The sequence below is a fragment of the Burkholderia pyrrocinia genome (assembly GCF_022809715.1).
GTDB classification, from domain to species: Bacteria; Pseudomonadota; Gammaproteobacteria; order Burkholderiales; family Burkholderiaceae; genus Burkholderia; species Burkholderia pyrrocinia_C.
In genome coordinates this window covers 40,773-67,344 of sequence record NZ_CP094461.1, presented here as the reverse complement: position 1 = coordinate 67,344, position 26,572 = coordinate 40,773, and the positions used below count along the sequence as shown (strand labels likewise).

The 26,572-nt window shown below is 63.2% G+C and carries 24 protein-coding genes and 3 pseudogenes; 14 read left to right on the top strand and 13 right to left on the bottom strand.

The features are described from left to right. Positions 1–41: 41 nt before the first annotated feature. A complete protein-coding gene (locus tag MRS60_RS30695; protein WP_034182546.1) occupies positions 42–1,103 on the bottom strand; it encodes a DMT family transporter in 1,062 nt (353 codons plus the stop codon). Between MRS60_RS30695 and MRS60_RS30690 the strand changes: the two genes are divergently transcribed. Continuing rightward, a complete protein-coding gene (locus MRS60_RS30690) occupies positions 1,089–1,337 on the top strand; it encodes a hypothetical protein (RefSeq protein WP_146120898.1) in 249 nt (82 codons plus the stop codon). The genes MRS60_RS30695 and MRS60_RS30690 overlap by 15 nt on opposite strands. A 263-nt stretch (positions 1,338–1,600) precedes the next feature. On the opposite strand, the gene MRS60_RS30685 is transcribed toward MRS60_RS30690, so the two are convergent. After that, positions 1,601–2,275, bottom strand: a complete 675-nt coding sequence (locus MRS60_RS30685; RefSeq protein ID WP_243567418.1) for a ProQ/FinO family protein — start codon at positions 2,273–2,275, stop codon at positions 1,601–1,603. Positions 2,276–3,029: 754 nt separating this feature from the next. Here MRS60_RS30685 and MRS60_RS30680 point away from each other — a divergent pair. Beyond that, a complete protein-coding gene (locus MRS60_RS30680; RefSeq protein ID WP_105393178.1) occupies positions 3,030–3,611 on the top strand; it encodes a DUF2889 domain-containing protein in 582 nt (193 codons plus the stop codon). Between the two features lie 99 nt (positions 3,612–3,710). Here the strand turns inward: MRS60_RS30680 and MRS60_RS30675 are convergent, their stop codons facing one another. Both MRS60_RS30675 and MRS60_RS30670 read right to left on the bottom strand, forming a co-directional pair. Then, on the bottom strand, positions 3,711–4,202 hold the full coding sequence (locus tag MRS60_RS30675) for a flavodoxin family protein (RefSeq protein WP_175945059.1): 492 nt from the start codon (positions 4,200–4,202) through the stop codon (positions 3,711–3,713). Positions 4,203–4,400: 198 nt separating this feature from the next. Continuing rightward, entirely contained in the window at positions 4,401–5,054 is a 654-nt protein-coding gene (locus MRS60_RS30670) for a TetR/AcrR family transcriptional regulator (RefSeq protein ID WP_243567179.1), read from the bottom strand. 83 nt (positions 5,055–5,137) lie between these two features. Here MRS60_RS30670 and MRS60_RS30665 point away from each other — a divergent pair, with 83 nt between their 5' ends. Then, complete coding sequence (locus MRS60_RS30665; RefSeq protein WP_034182552.1) at positions 5,138–6,265, top strand: MBL fold metallo-hydrolase; 1,128 nt, start codon at positions 5,138–5,140, stop codon at positions 6,263–6,265. 454 nt (positions 6,266–6,719) lie between these two features. On the opposite strand, the gene MRS60_RS30660 is transcribed toward MRS60_RS30665, so the two are convergent. Beyond that, positions 6,720–6,884, bottom strand: a complete 165-nt coding sequence (locus tag MRS60_RS30660) for a hypothetical protein (protein WP_161785068.1) — start codon at positions 6,882–6,884, stop codon at positions 6,720–6,722. A gap of 1,441 nt (positions 6,885–8,325) precedes the next feature. Here MRS60_RS30660 and MRS60_RS30655 point away from each other — a divergent pair. Together MRS60_RS30655 and MRS60_RS30650 are read left to right on the top strand one after the other, a co-directional pair. After that, complete coding sequence (locus tag MRS60_RS30655; protein WP_006759638.1) at positions 8,326–9,021, top strand: ParA family protein; 696 nt, start codon at positions 8,326–8,328, stop codon at positions 9,019–9,021. After that, on the top strand, positions 9,014–10,045 hold the full coding sequence (locus MRS60_RS30650; protein WP_243567178.1) for a ParB/RepB/Spo0J family partition protein: 1,032 nt from the start codon (positions 9,014–9,016) through the stop codon (positions 10,043–10,045). Before MRS60_RS30655 ends, MRS60_RS30650 begins: the two co-directional genes overlap by 8 nt. Positions 10,046–10,138: 93 nt before the next feature. Here the strand turns inward: MRS60_RS30650 and MRS60_RS30645 are convergent, their stop codons facing one another. Further along, positions 10,139–11,455 (bottom strand): replication initiation protein, encoded by a 1,317-nt coding sequence (locus MRS60_RS30645; RefSeq protein ID WP_072440344.1) that lies wholly within the window; start codon positions 11,453–11,455, stop codon positions 10,139–10,141. 1,583 nt (positions 11,456–13,038) lie between these two features. Between MRS60_RS30645 and MRS60_RS30640 the strand changes: the two genes are divergently transcribed. Together MRS60_RS30640 and MRS60_RS30635 are read left to right on the top strand one after the other, a co-directional pair. After that, positions 13,039–13,263, top strand: a complete 225-nt coding sequence (locus MRS60_RS30640) for a hypothetical protein (RefSeq protein WP_243567176.1) — start codon at positions 13,039–13,041, stop codon at positions 13,261–13,263. Between the two features lie 790 nt (positions 13,264–14,053). Continuing rightward, positions 14,054–14,365: a hypothetical protein gene (locus tag MRS60_RS30635; RefSeq protein WP_034182556.1), complete on the top strand. Its 312-nt coding sequence runs from the start codon at positions 14,054–14,056 to the stop codon at positions 14,363–14,365. A gap of 180 nt (positions 14,366–14,545) precedes the next feature. Here MRS60_RS30635 and gcvA read toward each other — a convergent pair whose 3' ends face one another. Further along, on the bottom strand, positions 14,546–15,451 hold the full coding sequence (gene gcvA, locus MRS60_RS30630; RefSeq protein WP_105393175.1) for a transcriptional regulator GcvA: 906 nt from the start codon (positions 15,449–15,451) through the stop codon (positions 14,546–14,548). Positions 15,452–15,591: 140 nt separating this feature from the next. Here gcvA and MRS60_RS30625 point away from each other — a divergent pair, with 140 nt between their 5' ends. Together MRS60_RS30625 and MRS60_RS30620 are read left to right on the top strand one after the other, a co-directional pair. Beyond that, positions 15,592–16,890, top strand: a complete 1,299-nt coding sequence (locus MRS60_RS30625) for an adenylosuccinate synthase (RefSeq protein WP_175749291.1) — start codon at positions 15,592–15,594, stop codon at positions 16,888–16,890. 299 nt (positions 16,891–17,189) lie between these two features. Beyond that, the gene (locus MRS60_RS30620) at positions 17,190–18,131 is read left to right on the top strand and encodes a LysR family transcriptional regulator (protein ID WP_034182559.1); all 942 of its coding nucleotides are present in this window, start codon (positions 17,190–17,192) and stop codon (positions 18,129–18,131) included. Position 18,132: 1 nt separating this feature from the next. Here MRS60_RS30620 and MRS60_RS30615 read toward each other — a convergent pair whose 3' ends face one another. The 4 genes and pseudogenes from MRS60_RS30615 to MRS60_RS30600 all read right to left on the bottom strand — a co-directional run. Next, positions 18,133–18,297, bottom strand: a complete 165-nt coding sequence (locus MRS60_RS30615) for a hypothetical protein (RefSeq protein WP_165948169.1) — start codon at positions 18,295–18,297, stop codon at positions 18,133–18,135. A 302-nt stretch (positions 18,298–18,599) separates the two neighbouring features. After that, positions 18,600–19,313, bottom strand: coding sequence for a dienelactone hydrolase family protein (locus tag MRS60_RS30610; RefSeq protein WP_217590468.1), 714 nt, complete (start codon positions 19,311–19,313; stop codon positions 18,600–18,602). A gap of 344 nt (positions 19,314–19,657) precedes the next feature. Further along, on the bottom strand, positions 19,658–19,969 hold the full coding sequence (locus MRS60_RS30605) for a DUF4148 domain-containing protein (RefSeq protein ID WP_175749322.1): 312 nt from the start codon (positions 19,967–19,969) through the stop codon (positions 19,658–19,660). Between the two features lie 390 nt (positions 19,970–20,359). Then, positions 20,360–20,425, bottom strand: a pseudogene (locus MRS60_RS30600) (hypothetical protein); the annotation flags it as partial. A 13-nt stretch (positions 20,426–20,438) separates the two neighbouring features. Between MRS60_RS30600 and MRS60_RS30595 the strand changes: the two are divergent. From MRS60_RS30595 to MRS60_RS30585, 3 genes and pseudogenes are all read left to right on the top strand, one after another. Next, positions 20,439–20,531 (top strand): annotated as a pseudogene (locus MRS60_RS30595) (catalase); the annotation flags it as partial. A 326-nt stretch (positions 20,532–20,857) separates the two neighbouring features. After that, entirely contained in the window at positions 20,858–21,313 is a 456-nt protein-coding gene (parS, locus tag MRS60_RS30590; protein WP_034182562.1) for a type II RES/Xre toxin-antitoxin system antitoxin, read from the top strand. Beyond that, positions 21,310–21,789, top strand: a complete 480-nt coding sequence (locus tag MRS60_RS30585; protein WP_034182563.1) for an RES family NAD+ phosphorylase — start codon at positions 21,310–21,312, stop codon at positions 21,787–21,789. Before parS ends, MRS60_RS30585 begins: the two co-directional genes overlap by 4 nt. 33 nt (positions 21,790–21,822) lie before the next feature. Here the strand turns inward: MRS60_RS30585 and MRS60_RS30580 are convergent, their stop codons facing one another. Beyond that, positions 21,823–22,761: a hypothetical protein gene (locus tag MRS60_RS30580; protein ID WP_034182625.1), complete on the bottom strand. Its 939-nt coding sequence runs from the start codon at positions 22,759–22,761 to the stop codon at positions 21,823–21,825. Between the two features lie 90 nt (positions 22,762–22,851). Further along, a pseudogene (locus MRS60_RS30575) lies at positions 22,852–22,997 on the bottom strand (DUF2165 family protein); the annotation flags it as partial. 284 nt (positions 22,998–23,281) lie between these two features. On the opposite strand from MRS60_RS30575, the gene MRS60_RS30570 reads away from it, so the two are divergent. Together MRS60_RS30570 and MRS60_RS30565 are read left to right on the top strand one after the other, a co-directional pair. Continuing rightward, positions 23,282–25,267, top strand: a complete 1,986-nt coding sequence (locus MRS60_RS30570; RefSeq protein WP_243567175.1) for a gamma-glutamyltransferase family protein — start codon at positions 23,282–23,284, stop codon at positions 25,265–25,267. 734 nt (positions 25,268–26,001) lie between these two features. After that, on the top strand, positions 26,002–26,544 hold the full coding sequence (locus MRS60_RS30565; protein WP_034182565.1) for a hypothetical protein: 543 nt from the start codon (positions 26,002–26,004) through the stop codon (positions 26,542–26,544). Positions 26,545–26,572: the final 28 nt, after the last annotated feature.

Here is a 26,572-nt window from a genome sequence, read left to right as displayed (position 1 = left end):
CGCATCGCATGCGTCGTGGCCGTTCACCGCTTACGACGCAGTCAATGCCGATGCCGGTGATGAATGTCCGGGAAATGCGCGTGACTATGCGTGATCGGCAGATGCACATGCGGATGCGTGTGCGGTTCGTTGCCATCGTACGGAAAGTCGTGCGTGTGCTGGTGATGTTCGTCGTGCCGATGCCGGTGCGTATGCTCGAGCCGCTCGTGCGCATGCGTGTGTTCGTGCCGTTCGCGCACATGCAGCCAGATGCCGAGCGCCATCAGCGCGGCGGCGATCCAGAACGTCGCGGGCGGCAGCGCGGGCCAGATCAGCAGCGACAGCACCACGCCGAACAGCGGCGCGATTGAAAAATACGCGCCGGTACGCGCGCTGCCGAGATGACGCAGCGCGACGACGAACAGCACGAGGCTGATCCCGTAGCCGCCGAGCCCCGTCAGCATCGCGGCGGCCGTGACCGGCACGGCGGGCAGCGTTGCACCGGTCGCCAGCGCGATGCCGATGTTCACGGGCCCGGCGATCAGCCCTTTCACGCACGCGATGACCATCGCGTCGTTCGCGGCGACCTTGCGGGTCAGGTTGTTGTCGATCGCCCAGCACAGGCATGCGCCGACGATCAGCAGCGCGCCGACCGGCACGCCGGCACGGCCCGGTATCCACGACAGCAGCGCGCCGCCCGCGACGATCGCGACCATTCCGAGGAACACCTGCACATCCACGTTCTCGCGAAACACGACCCACGCGATGACGGCCGTCAGCACGCCTTCGAGATTGAGCAGCAGCGCGCTCGTCGCAGCCGGCGTGCTCGACAGCCCGAGCATCAGCAACGCCGGGCCGGCCACGCCGCCCGCCGCGATCGCGCCGGCCAGCCACGGCAGGTCGGCGCGCTGCAGCGGCGCGGCATCCGCGGCCGGTGCGCGGCGGTTACGCAACCCGCGCAGCAGGATCCCGATGCCGAGCCCGACGCCGCTGCCGAGATAGAACAGGCCGGCGACCATGAACGGCGACATTGCGCCGATCAGCGCCTTGGCGAGTGGTGTCGCGGCGCCGAACAGCGCGGCCGCGGCGAGCGCGACGAGAATCGCGGAATGTCTCGGGTTCATGATCCGGTTGAATTGACGTTAAAAAACGGTGGCCGTGGCTTCGGGTCGGTTCGTGTCGGTGCAAGCCTCCCGCACCTTTCGAAATGCAAGCCGCATCGCGCCGAACAACCTGCGCGTGGCATCACGATCCAGCCGGGATTATCGCTCGTCATCATGTCACGATGGCCGGGCGGGGTCGTTCACATGCCGATCGACGATCCCGATATCACTATTTTAGGAAACCGAATTATGTGATCGAAGTGCCATCGCAATCAGGCATGCGTACTATCCATGCGCAAACTTCAAAGTCGAAGCATCGCAGATGCAGCGCCGATTGACGGAATCCGTTCGTCCGGTTGCGTTGCCGGTCTGATGTCGCAGGGAGAGTGCCGGCGGGTCAACCGCCGGTGGAGGCAGTCCTGACCTGCCTCTTTCGAGGCAGGTCAGTCTGTCGTGTGATTCGCCGCATGCGGAGAGCATGCGGGTGCGCCGTGCAGTCGACGGCGGCGCAGTGCGCGTTACTCGTTTCCGGCCGTTTGCTGCTCGATCTGCTGCTCGGCTTGCGGCGCGGCGTCGATCTGCGCTTCCGCGTTCGCCGGTTCCGGCGCTGGTGCTGCGGCCTCGGCCTGCTGCTCGGCCTTCGGCTGCTGCTGCGCGCCCTTGGACGATTGCGCCGCACCCTTGCCGGGACGGCGTGCCTTCAGCCGACGCGCCCGCGCGGCGTCGTCATGCGTCACGCGCCCTGCTTCGGTGCCCTGCAGATCGACCCGCACCGCGTCTTCGACAAGGCACGACCAGTAGCGGTTGCCGCGGCACCACGTCGACATCGCTTCACGCAGTTCGGCTTCGTTGAGGCCCACGGCCTGGGCCTCGCGTGCGAGGTCGTCCCAGATGCCGACCTTGAGCGGTACTTTGGGGGCCGGATTCTTCGGGAACGCGCGCGGAAACTTCCGCTGCAGTTTGCCGATCGCGACGATGACCGGATCGACCGGCGCCGACGGCTTCGCCGAAGCGGGCTTCGCGCGGTGCTGCGCTTTGGCGCCAGCACCCGGTTTGGCCCCGCGGGCCGGCTGGTCGCCGGACTTCGGCTTCGCGCCGGCGTCCGTCGGCGCTGCAGGTCGCTTCGCGTTGCGCTCCTGCTTGGCCTTCGCTGCGAGCTGCGCCCGCAATTCGGCAAGTTGTTCAAAACCCATAAATTCAATCCACCAGGAATATAAGGTGTGGTTCGTGCGGCCATTCCGCGCGGCGCAAAAAAGCTTCGCCGCCACGCGTGCGACCCGTCTGCCGCCGATGCGGAACACTACGGGGCCGCATCGCGCACGCCACTCTGTTTTCAGGCACCCGGCCACGATGCCGGACAAGGCAGGAGGGAAGTATACCGGTACGCGCGACGGCTGGCTGACTCGCCGGTCTGCATTTGCCCGATCCGGGGGGCGGAAAATGCGTCCGTGCGGCCGTGTTGCGCATTATATGGATACGTTTCCGGAAGTCACGTCGTTCACGGCCCCCATCGGAAATCGGGCCAGTCTCGTGTGGCACGGTCGGCCCGGCGGCGGCTGATCGACGCCCGACGCGTGGTGTTGCGCATTGCGGAGCCGAAAACGATCGTGCCGCGCGAGCGCATCGCCGGCCACGGAGACGATTGCGGATCGCGGACGGTGCCGACGGCTGCATCCGAATCGGCGATCGCGGCAACGGGACGTACTTGGCGATTGATCGACACAGCCTGTCGTGACATCCCGATATGCCCATCGATTGCACCGGACCCATGCACGACTCGTTGCGTCCGCATCGATCGCGTGGCGTACGAAGATGCCGGAAAATGCGTAGTATGGCCTGATCAACGTCGTCGGCAGCGTACCTCGGCCCGTCTCGCGGCGCCCCCGGTCGGCCGGCGGCATCCCTCTTGCCTGCTAAAGAACCGGTTGTACGAAGCGGAGCGGATACATGGTTCTCCCACACGACATCCCGCACGACGGCATCACGCGCGAGGAGATTCACCATCGGCAGATCGACATGCGCGGCTATCGGCGCAGCGACGGCCTGTTCGAAGTGACGGCCTGCCTCGCGGACCGCAAGACCCGCGATTTCACGCCACCGGGCGGCACGCGGACGGTCGCTGCGCTGTCGCCGATCCACGACCTCGGCGTGACGCTGGTCTTCGACGCCGACATGGTCGTCCGCGCCGTATCCACGTTCATCCGGTCGCATCCGTATGCACAGTGCCCGGGCGGCGGCGACTCGCTGCAGGCGCTCGTCGGACTGAGCATCGGTGCCGGCTGGAACAGCGAGATTCGCAAGCGTCTGCCGTCCTGCGATACGTGCACGCATCTGAAGGAATTGCTCGGCCCGATCGCAACCACGGCCTATCAAACGATGGTCGGTGTGCGGCGGTCGTCGCTCGACGCCCGCGACCGCGAAGGCAAGCCGCTCAAGATCGACAGTTGCCATGCGTATGGCGCGTCGCGCGATCTCGTGAAACGTCTTTGGCCCGAATACCACCGGCCGGTGACGGCAAAAGGAAGCTAAGGTCCCGGCATTCGGCCGGTTCGGCGTCTGCAGGATCGGTGACGCACATGGATGCGTGCGTTGTCTGCGCGGACCAGCGCCAATGCTGCCGGTCCGAAATCAGAAGACGCCCAGCGCGAGCCCCGCGGCAAGACCCGCGCCGAGTTCGGCGCAGCGCGCACGGTCATCGGCGTCGATCGTCTTCGGCGCGAGGATGCGCTCAGGCGTCTGCGCGTGAGTACAGACGATCAGGCCGGGCGCCACGTTCTTCAATCGCCATCCGGTCGCGATCCGGTCGATCTGGCGCAGCGCGTTCTGTCCGTCGCTTCCCGCGCAAATCATTGCCGCGTATGGACGGCCGTTCACGCGATCGAGCGCCGCGTAGTAGCAGCGATCGAAAAAGTCCTTCATCAGCCCGGACATCGACGCAAGATTCTCGGGCGTCGCAAACAGGTATGCGTCGGCGGCCAGCACGTCGTCTGCGCTCGTCGCGTCCGCGCGCTGCAGCCTGACGTCGACACCGGGTTGCTCCCGCGCCGCGTCGGCCGCCGCTTCGGCCATCTGTTGCGTGCCTCCGGTCATCGTGTGATAGACGATCAACAGCGTCTTCATTCGTAGTCGCTCGCGTCAGGCTTCAGGTGGGTCGGGGTATCGCCGGTTTCCGCTGGATGGACAGTCATCACGTTTGAGGAAGCGGTTCTGCGTTCGCTTTTGCGGATCGGTCGGTTCGTCGGTTCGTCGACGCTGTGCGCGCATCGACCATGCTCGTGGCATCGAATTCGATTCGCACACGATCTTCCTGATATGCGGTCAACCCGGCGCGACGCGTAATGCGTCGCCGTCGTCCGGACGCGCGTAGTACGCGAGAAACATGTCGGCGGCCGATTCCGCGACTTTCTGTTGCTCCGGCGCCGTGAGCGGCGGCTGGCCCATCGTCACCTGCGGCCAGAATGCAAATGCCTTCACGACACCATGCAACTGATGCGCGGCAAACACCGGATCGGTGACCGACAGGCGGCCGGCCGCCGCTGCTGCACGCACCCAGACCGTCAGGTCTTCCTCGCGCTCGCCGAGGCGTTCGACCATGTCGCGCGCACGCTCCGGCGAATGGATGGCCGCGCCGATCGCGACGCGTGCAAGTGCGAGAAACGCATCGTCGTTCAGCAGGCGCAATTTGCGGTCCAGCAACGCGAGCAGTTGCTCGCGCAGCGGCACGTCGGTGCGATAAGTCGGTGAGCTGCCGGTTTGGGTCGCATCCCACAGCTTGTGCAGGATCGCGGCGAACAACGTTTCCTTGCCGGGAAAGTGGTTGTAGACCGTACGCTTCGACACGTCCGCGCGCGCAGCGATGCGATCCATGCTGGTTGCATCGTAGCCTGCAGCGAGAAATTCCTCGATCGCCGCGTCGATAATGGCCGCACGCTTTCGATCGGTCAGGCGTTGAGGGAGAGTGCTGGTATCCATACGGAAATTTTACACCGGGCAGTTTACTTACCCCGAAAATAAACTACACTGCTCAGTGTACTTTTATCTTCGGACCAACCGACATGGCATCGCCTCTTGTTTTGATTCACCGCATTCTGGGTTTTGCAGCCGCCAGGCGCGGCCGTGCGCTGTCCGGCGGTTCGCCGCAGCACAATGGCGAGCGCTTCAGCAATGTCGCGCCGCGTCCTGCTGAAGGTATCGGCAAGACGCTCGGGATCGCATGGAACATGCTGGTCAACAAGCCGCGCAATACCGTGCCGGCTGGCGCGCTGCCAGTCGATTTGCTGACCCGTGCACAGCTCGACGCGGCACCGGATCGCAGCCTGTACCGGCTTGGCCATTCGACGCTGCTGCTCAAGTTGCGTGGCGAATTCTGGCTGACCGATCCCGTGTTTGCCGAGCGTGCATCGCCGTTTCGGAGTGTTGGCCCCAAGCGCTTCCATGCGCCGCCGATAGCGCTCGAAGATCTTCCGCCGCTGCGCGGCGTGATCCTGTCGCACGATCACTACGATCACCTCGACCGCGACACGGTGCTCGCACTCGCTGCCACCACCGGCGTGTTCGTGACAACGCTGGGCGTCGGCGACCGCCTGATCGAATGGGGCATCGACGCGAAGAAGGTCCGTCAGCTCGACTGGTGGCAGAGCGTCGACGTGGCCGGCCTGACGCTGACCGCAACACCCGCGCAGCACTTCTCGGGGCGCAGTCTGTTCGACGGCAACAGCACGCTATGGGCGTCGTGGGTCATCGTCGACGACAACCTGCGCATGTTTTTCAGCGGCGACACGGGCTACTTCGACGGTTTCCGTACGATCGGCGAGCGCCTCGGGCCGTTCGACGTGACGCTGATCGAAACAGGCGCATACGATGCGCAATGGCCGTATGTGCACATGCAGCCGGAAGAAACCGTTCAGGCGCATATCGATTTGCGCGGACGCTGTCTGATCCCGATCCACAACGGTACGTTCGATCTCGCGATGCATCGCTGGCACGAGCCGTTCGAGCGAGTAACGGCGTTGTCGATCGTGCGTGGCATCGAGTTGTCCACGCCCAGGATGGGTGAGCGCCTCGATCTCGACGAGCCGCATCGCGGCGAGCGGTGGTGGCGCACGGTAGACGAGCACGCGAACGCGCCGGCGGCAACGAAATCGCGCAGGTGGCAATTTTGCGCGTCGCAAGCGACGAAATAGGTTCTCCTGTCGTTGCGTCTTCGTGCGGAAGCGCGGCGGTGCCGCGTTTCCTGCCATGGCGTTTTCGGGGCAGCTGTCCGTTGGCGGCTTGTCTTCCAGTCCGATCATCTGATTCGGGAATGATGCACCCGGCGCCGGCCGGTAGCTTCACTCAACAATACGGGGCACCGGTTGACCAACCAGAGGGCTTTGGCAAACGCCGGCAGATCTCATCTGCAAATTCAGCTGAAACCGTTGAGTGCCTAGCTACTGCCTTTTCGAATCTACGTTTCCATCGAAGGAAAGCGCCTACACACCCGATAGGCTGCATGATTGCCCACGGCCTCGGCCGCGTCGTTCTGGGCAAGAATCGGGGAGTTCGAGTGCGCTGACCTTATATCGACCAGTTCAACCGCCTTCTGCTCGACAGGTCGTTACGAGTCGATGGGTTCGCACGCAAGTTTAGATAGGCGGCTCAATCTTCCATCATTACTTCCACCAGCTCACCGATATGAGCCCGCAGAAGAATAGATGCGACCTGGCTGTTCAACCGATTTGCAAAGGCCGATGAGCCGTTGGTCGGCTCCAAGAATTCCACAATCCTTTGTAGCACCGCGCGATCGGTGAAAAGCGTTGTCACGTGACAACTCGCGTTGAATGTTAGCGCGCGGGACATCAGATCAATGACTCGACGAGCGATCGCCACACACCGGATCAACACCCACTGGACGTCGTCTACGATAGCGCTCGGTGCGAAATGTATTAACAACCACCAATTACGTATCAATCACAACATAATTCACTACCCAACTCCTGGACGACGTCAGTTGCGCATGAAAAATTCATGCGCCCCCAATTCCAAGGCGGATCGCGCGTATTTTGCGTGAAACAACATGAAGAATATGGCGCAAGCCATTGCTGGATAAGGATTTCCGGCAACGCCCCATTTTTTGAGAATGTTTCACGATTCGACTTGGTTGTACCGGCAGGCGGCCTTTGGCATGGGGATTTGCCTTCATTCCTGTGCCATCCGTTATCACGGCTGCTAATAGATATGGAATGCGGGATAAGGCATTGCGCCGGTTGTGGAGCTAGAAGATACAGCGAAACCCCGCCCCTCCCCTGCCGGACCATGCACGTACCACGTAGGCGATGGTCATGCTATTAAATAGGGTCGCATCATGACGCACTAGTAATCACCTGCCCTTGAGGGCGACTCACCAAGCGATCAGGCATTCAGCCACCACGAGAATGTCGGGCATCGCCGCCGTCGGTCCTGACGGTCGGGACAAATGCCGCCTCAATCATCGGCGAAGACACTTGCCTCCGACGACTGCGACGACCGTCCTGCCGTCCTGCCGTCCTGCCGTCCTGCCGTCCTGCCGTCCTGCCGTTTTCTATGATGCCCGGGCTGCCTTTGTTGTCACGTGACAACTTCTCGGACAGAACATATACCAACTGAACGCAGCGACAGAAACTACCTAAAAATTCGATCCGCTTTGATCCGCTTAACGCATCTAAATTTGACCGATCGTAACCGCCATCGAGAAATTAGCAACGCCGCAGCGTTACAGCCTAGTTGCTTGTCACGTGACAACTCCCCCAGGCAAGCAATCGAGCCAACCATCGGCTTACGCTTACTATCGAGCGTTGATTGACATAACCGAACTCCACATCCCGATCGAATCAAGCTCTTCTGTCGACACGCGACATCGACCAATTCCTGGCGACTTGTCACGTGACAACTACGCCCCTCGACGACATCCGTGAACCGGCCGATCAAATTCACGAGGGATTCTGTTAGCACCGAAGGCATTGCCATCCCACAAGTCTCTGCGGTCGAGCTTCATCGCCGACGCCAATGACAGTCGAATTTTCTTCAACCCTTTGTGCATTCTTCGTGACCGTAATCGACAATTTTATTTTTACTTGATCACCATTCACGATTGGTTCGTTAACCGTTTGACCTACTTGTCACGTGACAACAACAACGATCTCCAAGACATGCATCAAGCCGAACACTTTTCTGGACATTTCGATAACAACTGAATATATTACGCAAAACTCCTTGGAGGAATTTAATGGCTTTCAAGATCGCCGTCAGTAATCAAAAAGGTGGTACTGGAAAGACAACCATCTCCGTCAACATCGCGGCTGCGTTCGAGGCCGGTGGCAACAAGGTCGCGTTGATCGATGCCGACCCTCAAGGCACTTCCGTTCGGTGGGTGACGAGCGGTGAGAACACCTTGCCGATGACGGTCCTTTCGCTGGCCCCCGCTGGTCGCGGCATCGGCGGCGAGATCAAGAAGCAGGACGCAAACTTCGACGTGATCGTCGTCGACTGTCCGGGCAACCTCGAAGATCCGCGTATCGCGTCCGTGCTCGAAGTCGCCGACTTCTGCCTCGTGCCGCTGTCACCATCGCCGGCGGACCTGTACAGCACCGTCGCGATGATTCGCATGATCGAGTCGATGCGAGCCGTTCGCAACCCGAATCTTTCTTCCGCATTAATGCTGAATAGTGTTAATGGAAAAACTAAAATGCGTGAAGAAATTTTAAAAATTCTAAGGGCTGAAGAAATAGGGGAGCATTTGCTCGACAGCCAGATCGCGCAACGCGAGGTCTATCGTCAGACGTTCGCACTCGGCACCACGATCCATCATCACAATCGGTACCTGAAGGGGCTGAAGGAAGCCCGCGCGGAAATCGAAAGGCTGGTCACGGAAATGGCCCAATACATCGCGTCGACGCGCGCTACCGGAGCCGCCCATGGCTAAGGACACATCGAAAGACAAGAAGCCGACCGGCAACCTGCATCTTGCGGCCGGCCTGTTGCGCGGGCTCGCGCAGGAAAACGCTGCACTGGAAACCCGCTTGCCCGAGCCGCCGGCTGCACCGAACGTCGTCGACGCGACGCCCGCCGCCGTGACCCCGGCCGCGGCCGCACCCACCGGCACACCGGATCTTGGCGCGCCGCAGAAGGTGCTGGTCAAGGACTGCATCCCGAACCCGTTCAACCCGCGCGTGTTCTATTCGGAGTCGAGCCTGCACGAGCTCGCACTGACGTTGAAACGGGAAGGGCAGATCGAGCCGATCAAGGTCACGCGGCTCCCGGAGTTTCCCGGCAAGCTCGTCGTGATCGACGGGCAACGCCGGCTGCGCGCGACGAGCATCAACGGCGATGAAACCATCAACGCCACGTTCCGCACGGACCACACGCCCGAGCAGCTCTATACGATCGCGTATCGGGCGAACCACGATCACGAACGCCAGACGATCTTCGACGATGCGGTCGCATGGAAGCGTCTCCTCGACGAGAAGGTCTTTCAGGACCAGAACACGCTCGCGGAGAAGATCGGCAAGGACAAGGCATCGATCAGCAAGACGCTGTCGCTCAACGCACTGCCCAACACGCTGCTGGAGCGGATGGCCAGCGCGAACGACGTGGTCGGCCTGCAGGCAGCGTACTTCCTGAAGCTGATCTTCGAGCGCCTGGGCGAACCGACGGCCGACCGGCTGCTCACGGCCGTGATCGACCGGAAGAAATCGGTCCGCGATCTCGAGAATTTCCTGCGTGCGCAGAGTGACGACAACAAGAAAGCGGGACGCACGCGCTACAGCGTTCGTCACGACTTCGCGCTCGAATCGCAAGCAATCGGCCAGTTGAAGACCTACCCGGACGGGCGTCTGGACCTGCAGCTCAAGGGCGTCGACACGTCCCACCAGGAAGCGCTCGCCGACAGGCTCAAGACCGTCATCGACGCCTACGTCGCCGAGCTGGCTGCGGCCACGCAAAAGTAACGCGCCCAAGCAAAAGGCCTCGCATCCGCGTTGCGCCGCGAAACCGGACGATGAAGTCCGGCGCACGACGCCCACCCGGTTGCGAGGCCTTGTTCAGTTGCTTGCGAGACTGCTTTTGAGCAGGAATTCCAGCAGGTCGTCCGAGGTCGGTTCGCCCCAGGTATCCAGCGCCAGCCATCGGAAAAAGCTGGTCTGCGCGAGCTTGCTCGCCTTCTTCTTCGGCGACAGCGTGAGATCCTTCGAGCCCGCCACCGTCTCGTTGTAGCGATCGATCAGCTTGGTCTGGTCGTCGATCTCCAGCTCGCGGAAATACGCGCCGGCTTCCTCGACCTTCGCCGCCAGATATTTGTCGCGAATCTGCTCCTGCTTGCTCTGCGCGGATTCCTTCGCCGGTGCGGCCGCTTCGGTTCCCTGCCCGTCGGCCAGCGTGTAGCCGTGCGTCAGCGCCTTGCGGAAATACGCGGCCACGTTGTCGACCGGCGCCGCGTTCTTCTTCGTAGTCCGATTGAGCGTATAGGCAATCGCCGCCTTGATGCGCTGCACGCCATATTGCGTGATCAGCCGGCGGGCTTCCGAACGCGGAATGCCGAACTTCGCGACCTCCTCGACCAGCGCTTCGTTCTTGACGTCGCCGTCTTCGACCGTATCGGCACTCTGCTTGCGCGTCACCTTGAACTGAACGGCCTCCACGCTGCGGCCGGACTTGTGTTCGATCAGCTCGAGCGTGTGATCCGATACTTCGTTCACCTCCTGAATGCACGGCACCAGGACCTTGCTCTTGAACAGCTTGTATTCCTTGTACGACTGCGACGCCTTGTCCTGGCCGAGAATGAGGTCGCGGAATTTCGGCAGCGGAATCTTCGCGGTGATGCCGATCCCTTCGTAGCGCACCGTGTTTTCCCACAGCGCGAGCGAGTGCGAGCGCCGGAATTCGCGGGCGATCCGCATATCGATCAGCGCGTAGATTTCCGGATTGAGCAGCTCGCTGCGAATCTGGTCGGAGAAGCTGTACTTCAGCACCGATTGCTCGAGCTCCGCGCCCGCGAGCAGGCCCGACGCTTTCCAGACCGTCGAACGGTCCGCGGCCAGGTAGTCCCAGTTGACGACGGTACTGATCAGCGAGTTGACCGTGTCCTTCACGTACTTCGTGTTGTTGCTGTTCAACCCGCTCTCGTGCGAAAGCGAGGCGATCGAGATCGAGAAGCTCGTCCGGCCCGGCTCGAACGCCTCCTGCCGAAGCGCGTTCTTGATCAGCGAACTGAACATCTTGCGCTGCTGCAGACCGATCTTTCCCGACTTGGGCGCGATATGAATCGCCTGGACCGCCTTGCGCAGCAAGTCGGGAGGCTCGGGTGTCTGAAACAGTGAAACCTGTTTGTCTGAGCCTTTGCTTGCGGGCTTGCGCGGCATCGTGATGTCCGGATAAGGTGACCTTGTTGAGAGCGGACTTTATACCTTCTCACGCCGCAGAGCAACGCCCTCGCTCCAGCATCACTTGCAGTATCACGGCTAACCTTCAGATGCAAAAGGGAAATTCGTGATGAAGCGATCTGCGCGGGGCCCCATATCCATCTACCTTTGGGCCAAAAAACCTCCCAAAAGAAGCTACCTTTTGGGTCCGGCTACAGAAACCCGGCACGAGATTTGCCCCAGGGAAGGTACCCATCCATGGGGGCAAACGAGCGGAATCGCGATCGACGACCGGATTCGTGGTGCCTTGCAACACGCGGCCGTTTTTCTCCCATAACTTGCTACCTTCATCGTCTCCCATGAAAGGCTACCTGTCGGCAGCCTTCGACATGGACGATGCCATTACTTTCAACCTCGAAGGAAGAAATAGCACCCATAAACGGCAACCATTTGGTTATCCCATAAAAGGTTACCTGTCCGCGACATCGATCCTGTCTATGGGAGCAGCCAGCAGAGGGGTCTCGGTGAAACACGCTCGACCGGCCCGATTGACCACCCATAAACGGTTACCATCGAGAGGTACCATAAACGGCTACCCGAAAAAAATCGCTGTGCGAGCAAGCACTTACGGATCAAAAAAAGGACCCCATAAAAGGCTACCTGCCAGTGTTCCCATAGACGACTACCCAACTCGATTTCAGGCTGATTTCCCATAACCGGGTACGCTTGCCCCATATCCACAGCCCCGATTCCCCACAACGCGGTACCCAAAACCCCAAATCCACAGACCTGAAACCCCAGACCCTTCCACCTGTCCTCCCATAAATGGGTACCGAACACCGGTCAAACCCTTGTGGAATAAGGCTGTGAGCCGTCTAAAAGTAGTTAAAGAAGTAAACGTGGTTTACCAAAGATGTAAACACACGTGTGCTGCCACAGAAAGACAAGCCCCATAAACCGCTACCCATGGGATCCGTCTGTGGTCCGTTAAGCATCCCGCTGCTTCGATTCGGGCCTGCTGGACAGAGCCTGAGGCCTTGATGCAGCAAGGCCTCAAGCCCAACAAGGCTTCCCGGAGAGGTGAGTGCCCACTCACAACACCTAAAAGTAGAAACCTATGGGAGGAAATCGGGTAGAAATCATCGGTTTCCGCATTCAGGTTCCCATCTATGGGACCGAAAAAGCCAGAGCCGCGACGACCCGCACTCCTGTGATCGACGGGCAAATCGGATCAGCGACCGAACGCACGGGCATCGTCAGTTTCACCCACAGCAGTTCGAAATCATCCTGGACGGCACGCGAATGGTTTTTTGTACTCATGCGTCCCGGTCTGTGGACAAGTTTTTTGCCGGTCGTCTATCGACGCTTCTCGTCACATTTAGCCTGTGGACCGTGCACGGAGGAAATAGACGCGGTTTGCTTCCCCGCCCCGAGGTCCCGCAACTTTCTACCTTTGGATCGACCGAAGAGTAACGCTGTGCCCTAGGATGGCAACGAGAGGCCAACACAGCCTCCCGGAAGCAAGAGTCACCTCCCGCCCCCAAGCCGCACAGGCCGCCGGCTCCTGGGCCGATCTCGTGAGAGTGACGAGCCAACGTGAAGATGCGCCCGCTGAAGAAGCTCACCGCAATCGAATTCGGACGACGATCCCGAAGATTCTCACCGTCAGAAACTTCCTGATCCCGGAAAAGCTCACCGGCGACGCGTCCCACAGGTATATGCAAGCTGTGCAGCCGCGGCATCCGCACGGGATACTCGACGGCCAAAATCGTCGAATGAAAAATCTGTGGCCCGCGCGCGTTTCCTGAAGTGTTCATGAGCAGAATCGGGCCGACTGACCAGTGTTGTCGCCGCTCAACACGACGCGCAACGTGTGCCGGACGGAGTATCGCAATGCTTGTGCGGCTCACCCTCGCGCATTCGTGAGGGCGAGCTGGTCAACGTCTTCACCCTACGCCGAGCGTCTACCCATTTCGCTATACACACCAGACGACGATGAGTTTCACCGGCCAAGGTAGCCATGCACATCGCCTTCCGGTGCGGTAACACGAGACGATCGCATCGATCACCGGACGAACCGAATCGTGGTCGTTTATGGGAGAACCCGTCGCTGGAGCCGCGTCGAGCGGCAACATTGCACACAGATCGACAACTATTGCGGTGATTGCGCTTCGTGTGATGCAGATCACGGCAAGCATGAGCGTGCTGCCAACACCACCTATGAAACAGCAATCGGCATGCGAGCTAGACACGACGATACGAATGTCATCGGAATCGCAGCCTCGCATCACGTCATGTGATCGATCTTCATCACCGAAGCGTGCTGTACGTCCGACGTTTCCGCTGCCTCGACCGCGCGATCTTCACGCGCGCCGAAACGCAATGTACCGTCCCTGCCTCTTCCGCGCGACCGTAGAGCAACGTCCACGTGTTCCCCCATACGTGTATCCCCAACTCCGTTTGCACGTTGGCGCCACATTTTTCACGACGCGGTTATGATGCACAGGTCCCGATCGCGACATGACGACCGATCAGGACAGGGGCGGTATCTCGATGGTCTTTCCAACCGTGATAATCATCAGAAAAGAGAGTTCAGCGATGCGAATCCAGATCAGAAAACTCACGCTGGCTGCTACCGCAGCCGCGTTCCTGTTCGGCTCGGCAGTTCCTGCATTTGCCCAGACCGATCCCGCCAGCGCGCCTGCTGCACAGGACGCCAAGGCGGCGAAGAGCCAGGCACGCAAGGCGGCCAGGGCTCAACGCAAAGCGGAGCGCAAGGCTGCGCGCGCGAAAAACAACGCCGAGCTGAAGAAACTCGAAGACGCCGGTTACAAGCCGGCGGCAAACGACCCGAACTATCCGCAGAACCTGCAGAACGCGGAGAAGAAGGCCGCCGGCGCAAGCCAGTAAGCGCCGTTCGGTAGCAAGCCAAGGTACGATCCGCGGCTTGCCGCGAGCATCGCGGTCACGCGATGCTCGTCAAAAGCAGGATGCCCGTCATGAACGACGGCAAACCCGATCTGCACGTTCGCACTATTTGATTCGGAATCCTGCATTGAATGGCGGGCAAGACCGGTATGGTCGATACGGTCAGTGCTCCGCGTCCGATGCGGCTGCGTTCCCCGTCACCTTCAGCCAGTCCTTGAATGCACGCACCGCATCGTCGTCCGCGCGCGCGGATGCCACGTATGTGAAGTAGCGCCACGGCGGCAGCGCCGGTTCGCTGAACGGCTGCACGAGCCGGCCTTCGGCGATGTCGTCCGCGACGAGCGCGATCGGCCCCATCGCGACGCCGAGTCCGTCGAGTGCGCCTTGCAGCGTCAGGTAGAAATGCTCGAGCGTGAGCGAATGTCGCGGCACGAGATTCGGATGTCCGGCCGCCGCGAGCCATTCGGGCCACATGCCGGGATAGGTCGCCGCGTGCAGCAGCGTGAAGCCGGCGAGATCGGCGGGCGTAAGCAACGGCCGGCCTTCCAGCAGCTTCGGCGCACACACTGGCAGCCGGACTTCGGACAGGAATTCCTCCGCGACGTAACCGTCGATGGCCTGCGGGCCGCCTCGAACGATCAGGTCGACCTTGTCGCGCAGTTTCTCGATCGGCTCGTTCGACGTCGACAGCCGTACCTCGATCGTCGGATGGGCGACCTGGAACGACGACAGCTTCGGCACGAGCCAGCGTAACGAAAACGTCGCGGGCGCGCTGACGCGCAGCACGCGCTGTTGCGCGTGGCCGAAGTGCTGCGCGGTGGCGAGCGCGATCCGGTCGAACGACGCACCGACCTCGGCGAGATACGCGCGGCCGGCATCGGTCAGTTCGACCCGCCGGTTGTGGCGTTCGAATAGCGGTCGTCCGAGCCACGCCTCCAGTTGCTGCACGTGCCGGCTGATCGCGCCGTGCGTCACGCACAGCTCGTCGGCGGCAAGCGTGAAGCTGCCGAGTCGGGCGGCCGCTTCGAACGCGCGTAGCGAATTCAACGGAGGAAGACGTCGGGCCATTGCATCGTTTCGCGTGAAATTTACTCACGCGATAGTTCAGGTTTAATCGTTTGATCGGGCGATCCAGCTCCGCCAATATGGCACACAAACGGCCGGCTCGGCCGAACGAGTGTCTGAATTTCTCACATGGAGTACGGAGCATGCCGAACGTGGTGGTCGTGGGTGCCCAATGGGGCGACGAGGGCAAGGGGCGCGTCGTGGACTGGCTGGCGGCTCAGGCCGACCTCGTCGCACGCTACAACGGCGGCCACAACGCGGGCCATACGCTGGTCGTCGGCGGCAAGACGTACAAGCTTGCGCTGCTGCCGAGCGGCATCGTGCGCGGCAAGCGCGGCGTGATCGGCAACGGCGTGGCGCTCGATCCGGAAGCGCTGCTCGCCGAGATCGCGCGGATGGCCGAGCTCGGGCTGTCGGTGACGCCGGACAACCTGTCGATCGCCGAGAACGCGGCGCTGGTGCTGCCGATTCATCGCGCGATCGACCAGGCACAGGAGCGCCTGCGCCGCGAACCGATCGGTACCACGCTGCGCGGGATCGGGCCGGCTTACGAGGACAAGGTCGGGCGTCGCGGGCTGCGCGTCGGCGATCTCGCGGAACCCGGCCGGCTCGCCGACAAGCTCGACGTGCTCGTCGACCATCACAACGCGTGGTTCCGTGGCCTGGGGCTCGACGAGTGTTCGCGCGACGCGATGCTGGCGACGCTCGTCGATCTCGCGCCGAAGATCCTGCCGTTCGTGCGTCCCGTCTGGGCCGACCTCAACGACGCGACCGATCGCGGCAAACGCATCCTGTTCGAGGGTTCGCAGGCCGTGATGCTGGACATCGACTGGGGCACGTATCCGTTCGTGACGTCGTCGGGCACCGTCGCATCGGCGGCAGCGGCCGGCACGGGCCTCGGCGCGTCGAAGCTCGGCCACGTGCTGGGCGTGACCAAGGCGTATGCGACGCGTGTCGGCGGCGGCCCGTTCCTCACCGAGCTGATCGACGCAACGGGAGAAGCGCTGCGCGCACGCGGGCAGGAATTCGGCGTCAACACCGGCCGGCCGCGGCGCTGCGGATGGCTCGATGCCGCGCAGTTGCGCCAGGCGGTCAGGATCTCGGGCATCGATTCGCTGGCGCTCACCAAGCTCGACGTGCTCGACGGCTTCGAGTCGATCGAGCTGTGCGTCGGCTACGAACTCGACGGCGCGCGGGTCGACCATCTGCCTGCGAGCCTCGATGCGCAGTCGCGCGCGAAGCCGGTCTACGAACGATTCGACGGCTGGCATGGCACCGTGAAGGGCGTGCGCGAGCGTACGGCGCTGCCGCGCGCAGCGCAGGATTTCATCGCGCGCATCGAAGCGGTCGCGGGCGCGACGGTATCGATGATCACGACCGGTGCGGAGCGCGACGACACGATCGTGTTGCGTAATCCGTTCGATGCGGCGGCCGCCGCGTAACGTGCCGTCGATGGCGTAAATCGCGGATCGGCATCGTGGTTGCCGGGTAGTTTTTGCCGACCCGATGTAGTTTGCGTGCCGGCGTGTTCGATCGCGTACACGCCCGGCCCGGACGCGGCGCGAAGGGCGACTCCGCGATACGGTTCGGCGTCCGGATCACGCCGCATACGGCGAACTGGACACGCCTGCAGCGCTGCTGTACTGTTCCGCACACTTCGCGCCAGACCGGCCCGCGCCGGAGCCGCCGGCATCACGGCCGCGCGGCGGCGCGCCGTGATCTCAATCCCGGGGACAGGCCGATGGACACGTTACAGATGATGCGCATTTTCGTCCGGGTCGCGGAGGAGGGCAGCTTCACGAGCGCGGCCCAGCGCCTGGACATCACGACGGCATACGCATCGCGTTCGGTCGCGCAGCTCGAAACGCATCTGCGCACGCGTCTGCTCAACCGCAGCACGCGCCGCATCGCGCTGACCGACGCCGGGCAGCGCTATCTCGATCGTTGCCAGCGCATCCTCGGTTATATCGACGAAGCGGAAGCCGAGGCGGCAGACGCACAGGCGAAGCCGTCCGGACGGCTGCATGTTCACGCGACGACGAGTTTCGGCCAGGCGTATGTGGTGCCCGCGGTCGTGCGCTACCGGCAGCGCTATCCGTCGGTCGCGGTCGAGCTGACGCTGTCGCAGCACGTGCCCGACATCATCGACGAAGGCTACGACGTGTCGCTGCAGTTGAGCACGACGGAGCTGCCCGATTCGGGGCTCGTGTCGCAGCGGCTCGGCGACGTACACAGCGTGCTGTGCGCGTCGCCCGCGTATCTGAAGGAGCGCGGCACGCCGCGCACGGTGCGCGAGCTCGAAGGGCATGCGTGCCTGCAGATGGTCACTTCGGTGTTCCCGCGCGATCGCTGGCATCTCGACGGCCCGGACGGTCACGAGACGTTCGACTTGCCGTTGCCCGATTTCCAGGTAAACATCGCCGATGCGCTGGGTGCCGCACTGCGCGCCGGCCTCGGGATCGGCTCGTTGCCGATGTCGTCCGCACTGCCCGCGCTCGCGAGCGGTGCGCTGGTGCGCGTGCTGCCCGAATACCGGTTGCAGAAGCTGACGGTCTACACGCTGTACGCGTCGCGTCAGTATCTCGACGCGAAGATTCGCACGTTCGTCGATTTCCTGCGCGAATGCGTGCCCGAAATGCTGTCCGCCGACGAGGCCGCGCTGAACGCGTCCTGCAAATCCTGAGTCAGCACTGCCGCTGTTCGTATGCGCGTTTTCTCCGGAAAATAAAATAATCGGTAATCCTGCATTTAAGACAGACGTCGACGATGCGATCGCGATCGACCCGGGAAACGACGCCCACGGCAACGAGCACGTCCTTATGAAATCGCTTGCTTTCGATATCGAACATCGTTGGTTCGATGCGCGGTGCCAACTTCCCGGAATCGGTTCGACCTGCTTCATCGCGTTCGCGCGGCGGTGTGCGGCTTCGCGCACCTGAAGCCCACGTGCGTGAAGCCGCACCCTCTCCAGCAAACCTGAAACGATATGGCAGATCGATAATTCACAACCCGCTGCGGGCTCCTTCACGCCGGCCTGGCGATCGCGGCGGGCGCCGTCGCGCAGACGGTACCCGGCAAACAAAAACGCCACGGATGAAAGTCCGTGGCGTTTCTCTTTGCGCCGGCTTATCGCGAGCGCGTCGATCGCGTATTACTGCGGCTTCGCCCAGAGCGTGCGGCCGAAGAACGTAAGCGTGCGATCCCACGCGACTTGCGACCACGCCGGATCGAACTGCGTGCCGGAGATGCGGCCGGGGCCGACGGCCGTTTCGTTCGCGAATCCGTGATGCGCGAGATAACGATGGAATTCGACACCGACCTTCGCATCGGTCAGCTTCTTTTCCAGCGCGTCGACCTGGTCGATCGCGAAGAATGCATCCTGTGTGGCCCAGTGGCCCATCAGCGGCACCTTAAGCTTCGCCGGATCGAGATAGTCGAGCGGCGGGAAGCCGTACCACGTGACGCCCGCGTCCGCGTCGGCGAACTGCAGCGACAACAGCGTCAGCGCACCGCCCATGCAGAAGCCCGTCACCGCGACGCGCGGAGCCAACGTCTTCAGATATGTGACGGCGCCGGGAATGTCCTGCGATGCGGCGTCGCCGAAATCGAGGCCGGTCATCAGGTGGTGTGCCTCTTCTTCCTCGACCGTCGACTTGCCGCGATACAGGTCGGGCACGAGCGCGAAGTAGCCGCAGCGCGCGAGGCGATCCGCGACGCCGCGGATCTGGTCGTTCAGCCCCCACCATTCCTGGATGACGACGACCGCGGGCGCGCCTTCGGTCTTTTCCGGCCTGGCGAGATAACCCTGCAGCTCCTGGCCGTCCGGGCGGCGAAACGTGATCATGGAACCGGATGCTTGAGACATGAAACCGCTCCTTTTCGAAAAATGCGATGAGTACGGCAGCGGGCCGGCCAGCGGGCGTGGTGACGATCGGGCATGCAGGGCGTCGTGGTTTCGCTCGCGTTCATTTCGGCCGACACCGACCACGCGGCCATTCTATGCGCAAACGCCGGCTGCCTGCGTGAACGGCGCCGCGCGGCGCGCGATCGGCGGGGGCGTGTCGATCGACGGTCGCGATTCGGTCACGGAGCGGATCACCGAAAAGCGAACACCCCAAAGGTCGGATCAAATTCCAACTTTTGGGGTGCAGTTCAGAGCAGGGTGTTTCGTTTGCCGCGCGCGGATCGGAACGCGCGTGTGCGTCGGGCTTACTGGCCGAAATACACGGAGTCGCGGCCGTCCTGCTTGACCGCGATTGTGCGGCCGGCACGCACGTCGGCGGCGGCTTGTGCGCCGTAACCGGTTTCATCGGCGTTCGTTACGCGGGCCTGTGCCGTCTGCAGCGCGCGGGGGTAGTACGGATCGGAGACTTCGGGCTTGTAGCCGGCCTGTTCGAGCTGGACGAGTTCCGCGCGCACCTGGGCACGCGTCAACTGGCCCGACGGGTTCGATTGTGCGAATGCGCCATACGAGGCGGACAGGGCGGTTGCGGCGACGACAGCGTAGATGAACGACTTCATGATGACCTCCGGTTTCGTTGATTTCGCGCTTCGCTTGTTGCGTTCAGCGGTTGATTTGCATCGTAGCGATCGCGTTACCGGTCGGAAATACGCGTTCCAGCGAATAATTATTGCAACTGGGTAAACGATCCGTGGGGATTGGTGGTTTAGTCTGATGATTGCGGGCTGTCGGCTCGCGCTGCATGGGCCCGGCACACAGCCATTCGGGGCCTGAAGTGATCGATCGACCGGCGGCCACGTGACGATCAATTGAATCGCATTCCGAAGTATTTGGGCGAGATGGTCGGCATAACTCATGCACTTCCGTGTCACTTGGTCGAGGGCCGCCTGACGCTTCCGATATTCGGCGGGTGTGATCCCGACGTGCCGGGTGAACGACCGCCTGAGCGTATCGACATTCGCGAAGACGCATTTCGCGGCGACCTGTTTCTGCGTGTCATGCGCGTTCTCGAGCAAATGACGAGCCGCCGTGTTGCAGGCGCGCCTGTTTTTCGCCGGCGATGCGCAGCGTTTCCGTCTCGGCGTCAATTTCAATCAGATTCCGGTGAACGCGCCGAAGTGTCTCTTGGTGGCCACGCTCCGTCGCAGCGTGCTCGAGAACGCTTCACGAGCACCGCCGCGGGCGGAGTCACCTTAAGTCAGTAAAAAAGTTGTTACGTAACAATCACCAGATGTTTCTCTAACTTTATATACTGAATAACTGCATCACCTCACCCAGGCGAATCTTCGATTCGCAACCGCCGGATTCTGCTGCCCAGACAGCCGGCCACATCCGCTGGCTCCTTCGCCGACGCTTGACGGACAGGCCACAACGGCTCTCCCAACCCCGCTCCCACAAGTCCTCGGCAAAACGCCTATAATGATTGGGCAAATTGCCGGAGAGAGGTCATGAGCACCATCGCTTTTCATCCTTCGGGTATCGCGCATCCGCGTCAGGCCGAATTCACGATTCTCGAGCAGCTGCTGGCGATCCGCGTCCGATCGGGTGCGGATCTTGCCGAGCTGGCGAGCGCACGCATCGACGTCTCGGTAATCGACCGGCTGTCGGAGCGCGGGCTGAAATCGGACGAGCTGGCCTTCATCATCCCGCGCCGCACGCTGAGCCACCGTCGCCAGGCGCACGAACGCCTGTCGCCGGAGGAATCCGACAAGGCGATTCGCCTCGCGCGCATCGTCGCGCAGGCGACGGCCACGTTCGGCGACCAGGACAAGGCGATGGCGTGGCTGCGCAACGGGCTTCAGCGCTTCGGCGGCCGCACGTCGCTCGACATGGCGAGCACCGAGCATGGCGCGCGGCTCGTCGAAGAGGTGCTCACGCAGATCGACGAGGGGTACTTCGCTTGACGACGCTGTGGCGGATCAGCAATTACGCCGACCTGAAAGGCATCGGCGGGTTGCGCGCCGGCGGGCGCTGGCATTTTGCCGGACAGCCCGTCGTGTATCTCGCCGAGCATCCGGCGCTCGCGCTGCTCGAGACGCTCGTGCATTTCGAAATCGCCACCGTCGCGCAATTGCCGAGCGGATACCAGTTGCTTCGTATCGAGGTGCCGGAATCGGTGGACGTCGCCGAGATCGCGGAAGGCGACGCGCCGGACGACTGGCAAACGAACGTCGACTGGACCCGCAGCGCCGGCACCGAGTGGCTGCACACGCAGCCGAGCGCGCTGCTGCGCGTCCCGAGCGTCGTCGTGCCGCACGCGCACAACTTCCTGCTGAATCCGCTGCATCCGGCCGCGCCCGAGATCCGCGTCGCGGAAGTCATGCAATCGCCGTACGACACCCGGATTCTGCGGCTGATCGAGTCGAAGCCGGGCGAATAGGAAAAAGGAACAGGGCTCGTGCCGTGAGCTGCTTCAACGCTCGTGCGCGGCGCGATCCGCGGCCGCGTCGGGCGGCAGCGTCTGCCGGATGCGCGTGACCGTTCGCGTACTGACGAGACCGAGCATGGCGCTGACATCGGCGTGCGCGTGGCCGGCGAGCAACTGGCGGCGCGCATACGTGTTGCGCAGCACGCGCGGGCTCATGTCCGCTGCGTGGAAGCCGATCGAGGTCAGCGCGTCGCGCACCACGAGCAGCAGAAACATGTCGTTCATCGCGCCACCGCCGCGCGGCGCGGGAAACAGCAGTACCGATGCCGGTGCGTCTGTCGAACGCGCACGCCATGCGGCGAGCGGTGCCAGCGCGAACGCGGCGAGTTCGATCCGGCGCGCCGGCCGCGCGCGATCGCGCGGCACGGACAGCGCCGGCGGCAGCGCGTCGAGATCGGGCGCGTCATGCGTCGTCGAGCGAATCTCGGCGGACGTGATGCCGCTCGCGAGCAGCAGCGCGACGATCGCGCGATTCCGGCAGTCGGCCGGCGTGTCGTCCGATCGCGGCTGCACATGGCGCTGCAGCGCTGCGTCGGCGTCGGGCGGCAGGTAGCACGGCTCGGGTTCGCCGTCCGGCCACGCGAGATGGCGCGTCGTCCGGCCGGCCGGATGGATCGTCCGCACGCCGGTGTCGACCAGATGCCGGCCCAGCCGGTCGATCAGCTTCGCGTAACGCACGCGGGTCGAGGTGCCGGGCGCGCACGTGCGTTCGAGCTCCGTCAGGAAGGCTGCGACGTGGTCGGGCCCGAACGTGGCCAGCGACACGCGGTGCGCGATAAGATGGCGCAGGAACCGTTCGAACATCGCGACGTGCTGCACGACCGAGCGCGGCGCGAACGGCCGGCGGCCGGCGCCGGTCGCGGTGGTTTCCTGCCATGCGCGAAAGGCGCCGACGGGATCGTGAATCCAGCGATTCGTATCCATCCACGATTTATAGCCGGACGCGGTGACGCCGGCAATCGTCCCGATGTCCATTCCAATCCGGCCGGTTCGTGCAATGCAACCGGCGCATCGGTGCGCGGCACGCGTCTCGTCGATACCGTCGTCGTGCATCGTCAGGTCAACAAGCAAACAAGCACGAGCAGTAGCGTGATGAAGAACCGGAACGCGTCCGGTACGCCGTTCCATTGCTTCGACATCCACATCCCGAACCATTCGCCACTGGCCACGGCCGCAGGAATTGCCCGCGCGAGCGGCGTGTCCAACGCGATTTCGACAACGCGCTGACGCGGGGCTAGGGCCTGCGCGCGCCGATGCAGTGCAGCAAGCGAACCCTCATGCCGGTGCGGTGGCGCTGCACATACAACGGCCGGTCGCGTCGCGTCATTTCCTTGTTGCGGAAAAAAATTTGTTCGTGGGACTATCGAACGCGTTGCCTGTGCACCGAGGGGGTTGCAGGCAGCGCGATGTCCATCGCAACGACCTAAAAGAACATCGACAGACAATGAACAGAACAGCGATTTTCCCGTATGCGTCCGCGTTGCTCGCGGCTGCCCTGCTGACCGCATGCGGCGGCGACGTCGAGAACGAAGCGGGGCGCACGCCGGCACCTTCGACCGATACGAGCTGCCTCGCGATCGACAACAGCGGCGCGACGGTCGTGGTGGGCTCGAACCAGCCGGGTGATCCGTCGCTGCCGGAAGCGTCGTCGGGTTATCGCACCGGGATGAAGCCCGTCTATGCGAAGACCTACCTGGTGGCGACGTCGAACGCTTACGCGAGCGCGGCCGGCTGCGCGGTGCTGAAGAAAGGCGGCACGGCCGCCGACGCGGCGGTCGCCGTGCAGGCCGTGCTCGGCCTGACGGTGCCCGAGGCGACGGGCCTCGGGTCGGGCGGCGTGCTGCTCTACTACGATGCGCGCGGCAAGACGCTGCAGGCATACGACGGCCGCGAAACCGCGCCGGCCGCCGCGACGGAGAACTACCTGCGCTACGTCGACGACACGACCGACCATTCGGCGCCGCTGCCGAACGCGCGCGCCAGCGGCCGCTCGATCGGCACGATCGGCGTGCCGCGGCTCATCGAGACACTGCAGCAGGATCACGGCCGGTTGCCGTGGCAGAACCTGTTCGGCGATGCGATCACGCTCGCGACCAACGGCTTCCCGATCGGCGGCCGGCTCGCCGACGCGATCGCGGCAAACGCCGCGAACCTGAAGCGCGACCCCGAGGCCGCCGCGTATTTCCTGAATGCCGATGGCTCGCCGAAGACGCTCGGCACCGTACTGAAGAACCCCGCGTACGCGCACACGCTGACGCTGATGGCGCAGTCGGGTGCGAATGCGCTGTACACCGGGCAGATCGCGCAGGACATCGTCGCGAAGATCGCCACGACGAAGGGCGCGGACGGCTCGACGCTCACACCGGGCAAGACGACCGTCGCGGATCTGGCCGCGTATCAGGCGAAGCGCCGCGAACCCGTATGCACGACTTATCGCAGCTACTGGGTGTGCGGGATGCCGCCGCCGTCGTCAGGCGGCATCGCGGTCGCAGCGGCGCTCGGCATTCTCGAGAACTTCGACCTGAAGTCGCTGAAGCCGACGGCGATCGATCTCGAGGGCGGCAAGCCGACCGTCGCGGGCGTGCACCTCGTCACCGAGGCCGAACGGCTCGCGTATGCCGACCGCGACAAGTACGTGGCCGATACGGATTTCGTACCGCTGCCGGGCGGCACGTGGGACACGCTGCTGAACAAGCCGTACCTGAAATCGCGCGCGGCGCTGATCGACACGACCAAGAGCATGGGCACAGCACAGCCCGGCAATTTCGGCGCGGTGCCGCTCGGTGTCGACACGACGCTGATCGAGCACGGCACAAACCAGTTCACGATCGTCGACGGCGACGGCAACGTGCTGAGCGCGACGACGACGGTCGAGTCGAGCATGGGCTCGTTCCACATGACCAACGGCTTCCTGCTGAACAACCAGTTGACCGACTTTTCCGCGAACCCGCTCGACGCATCCGGCAATCCGGTGGCGAACCGCCTGCAGCCGGGCAAGCGGCCGCGCAGCTCGATGGCGCCGACGATCGTGTTCGGGCGGGCCGCCGACGGCTCGCGCGGCGACTTCGTGATGGCGACCGGTTCGCCGGGCGGCGGCACGATTCCGCAATACGTGGTCAAGACGCTGGTCGGCGCGCTCGACTGGGGGCTCGACGCGCAGCAGTCGGCGGGGCTCGTCGACTTCGGCGCGAGCAACAGCCCGACGACCACGATCGGCGGCGAGCATCCGAACGTCAACGCGGCGAACAACGGTGCGAACGATCCGCTGATCACGGGGCTGCTCGCGCTCGGGCACAAGGTGTCGACGTCCGCGCAGGCGAGCGGCGTCAACACGGTGATGCGCGTGACGGTCGGCCAGTCGCCGGCGTTGCAGGGCGGCACCGATCCGCGTCGCGAAGGCGTGGTGCTCGGCGATACGTTCCGGCCGTAACCGGGCGGAACGCGCACGGCCCCGATCTGCCTGTATCTGCCAACAGGCGATCGGGGCCGTGTTTCTTTAAGGGGCTGCAATGACGCACGCACGTCTGCTTGAAATGGACGCAGTCCTGTCGGCGCCAGGTTTTTCGATTTCCTCGGCGAGGTCGATTGCGACAGCGCGCTGGCCAGTCGCGATGCCGAGCCGTCCGATGCAATCGACGGCGATCCGGGTACGGCGATCGACAGGCAGGCAGTAGACGCATTGCGGGAAAAGGCATTCAAGCTCGCCTTCGGCGCGTCGGACAACGCCGGAGCGGCGGCGTGCGTGTTCGACGATATCGAATCGATCGCGAGGCGCCGGTTGTCGTAACGCACCGAGGTCCGGTCGACACACATACTTTGGAATGCTGATAAAAGAGGCTGGTTCCCCTGCTAGCCGTTTCACTTTCGTGGTTTCCCGATGCGTGACGATCGGGTGAAGCGTGATCGCGGGGCGACCCGTGCCGCATGCCGTCGGGTTCGCACCTGCTCGCCGGCAAGTACGCCGTCTTCCCATCTCAAGCCCCCGATTGTCAAACAGTGTGAGTCAATCGTCAGCATTTGCAACTGAAGTAACAGTCCCTGCAAATCAATCGTTTTGCGCGTCGGCGCCGCTACATTAGCTCCACCTGCCGCACGTCGCGGCGAGGCATGCGACAAGCCGCACGAACGCGGCTCGCAGCAACAACGTCTTTGGGGAGAATGACCATGAACAAGATTCGTACGATTCTGCTGGGTGCCGCTCTGACGGCGATGGCGACGTCGGCTGCTTTCGCACAGACGGCCCAGACCGGCGCAGAGGGTTCCGCAGGCGTCGGCGCACAGGTCCAGACGCCGCTGCTCGGCGGCGGCGTGGGCGTGCAGGCTGGCGCCGGCGCGAATGCGGCAGGCTCGGGTTCGGGCGCAGGCAACCTCGTCGGCGGCGCGCTGAACGGCGTCGGCAAGACGGTCGGTGGCGTCGGCGCGGCAGCCGGCAATGCGGTGGGCGGCGCGACCCAGGCGGTGGGTTCGGCAGCGGGCACGGCGAAGGATGCCGCGGCCTCGGCCGTACACTCGACGAAGTCGCACGTGAAGCACGTCGCAGGTACCGCAAAGAGCCACGCGCAAGGCGCGGTGTCGACGGCAGGCGACGTTGCGGGCGGCGCGAAGGCGAAGGCCGGCGAAGCGCTCGAAGGCGCGACGAACTCGGTGCAGGGCGGCGCATCGGTCGGCGTGAAGGGTTCGGCTTCGGCACAAGGCGGCGCGCTGTAAGCAGCACGCATCCAATCACGGCCCGGCC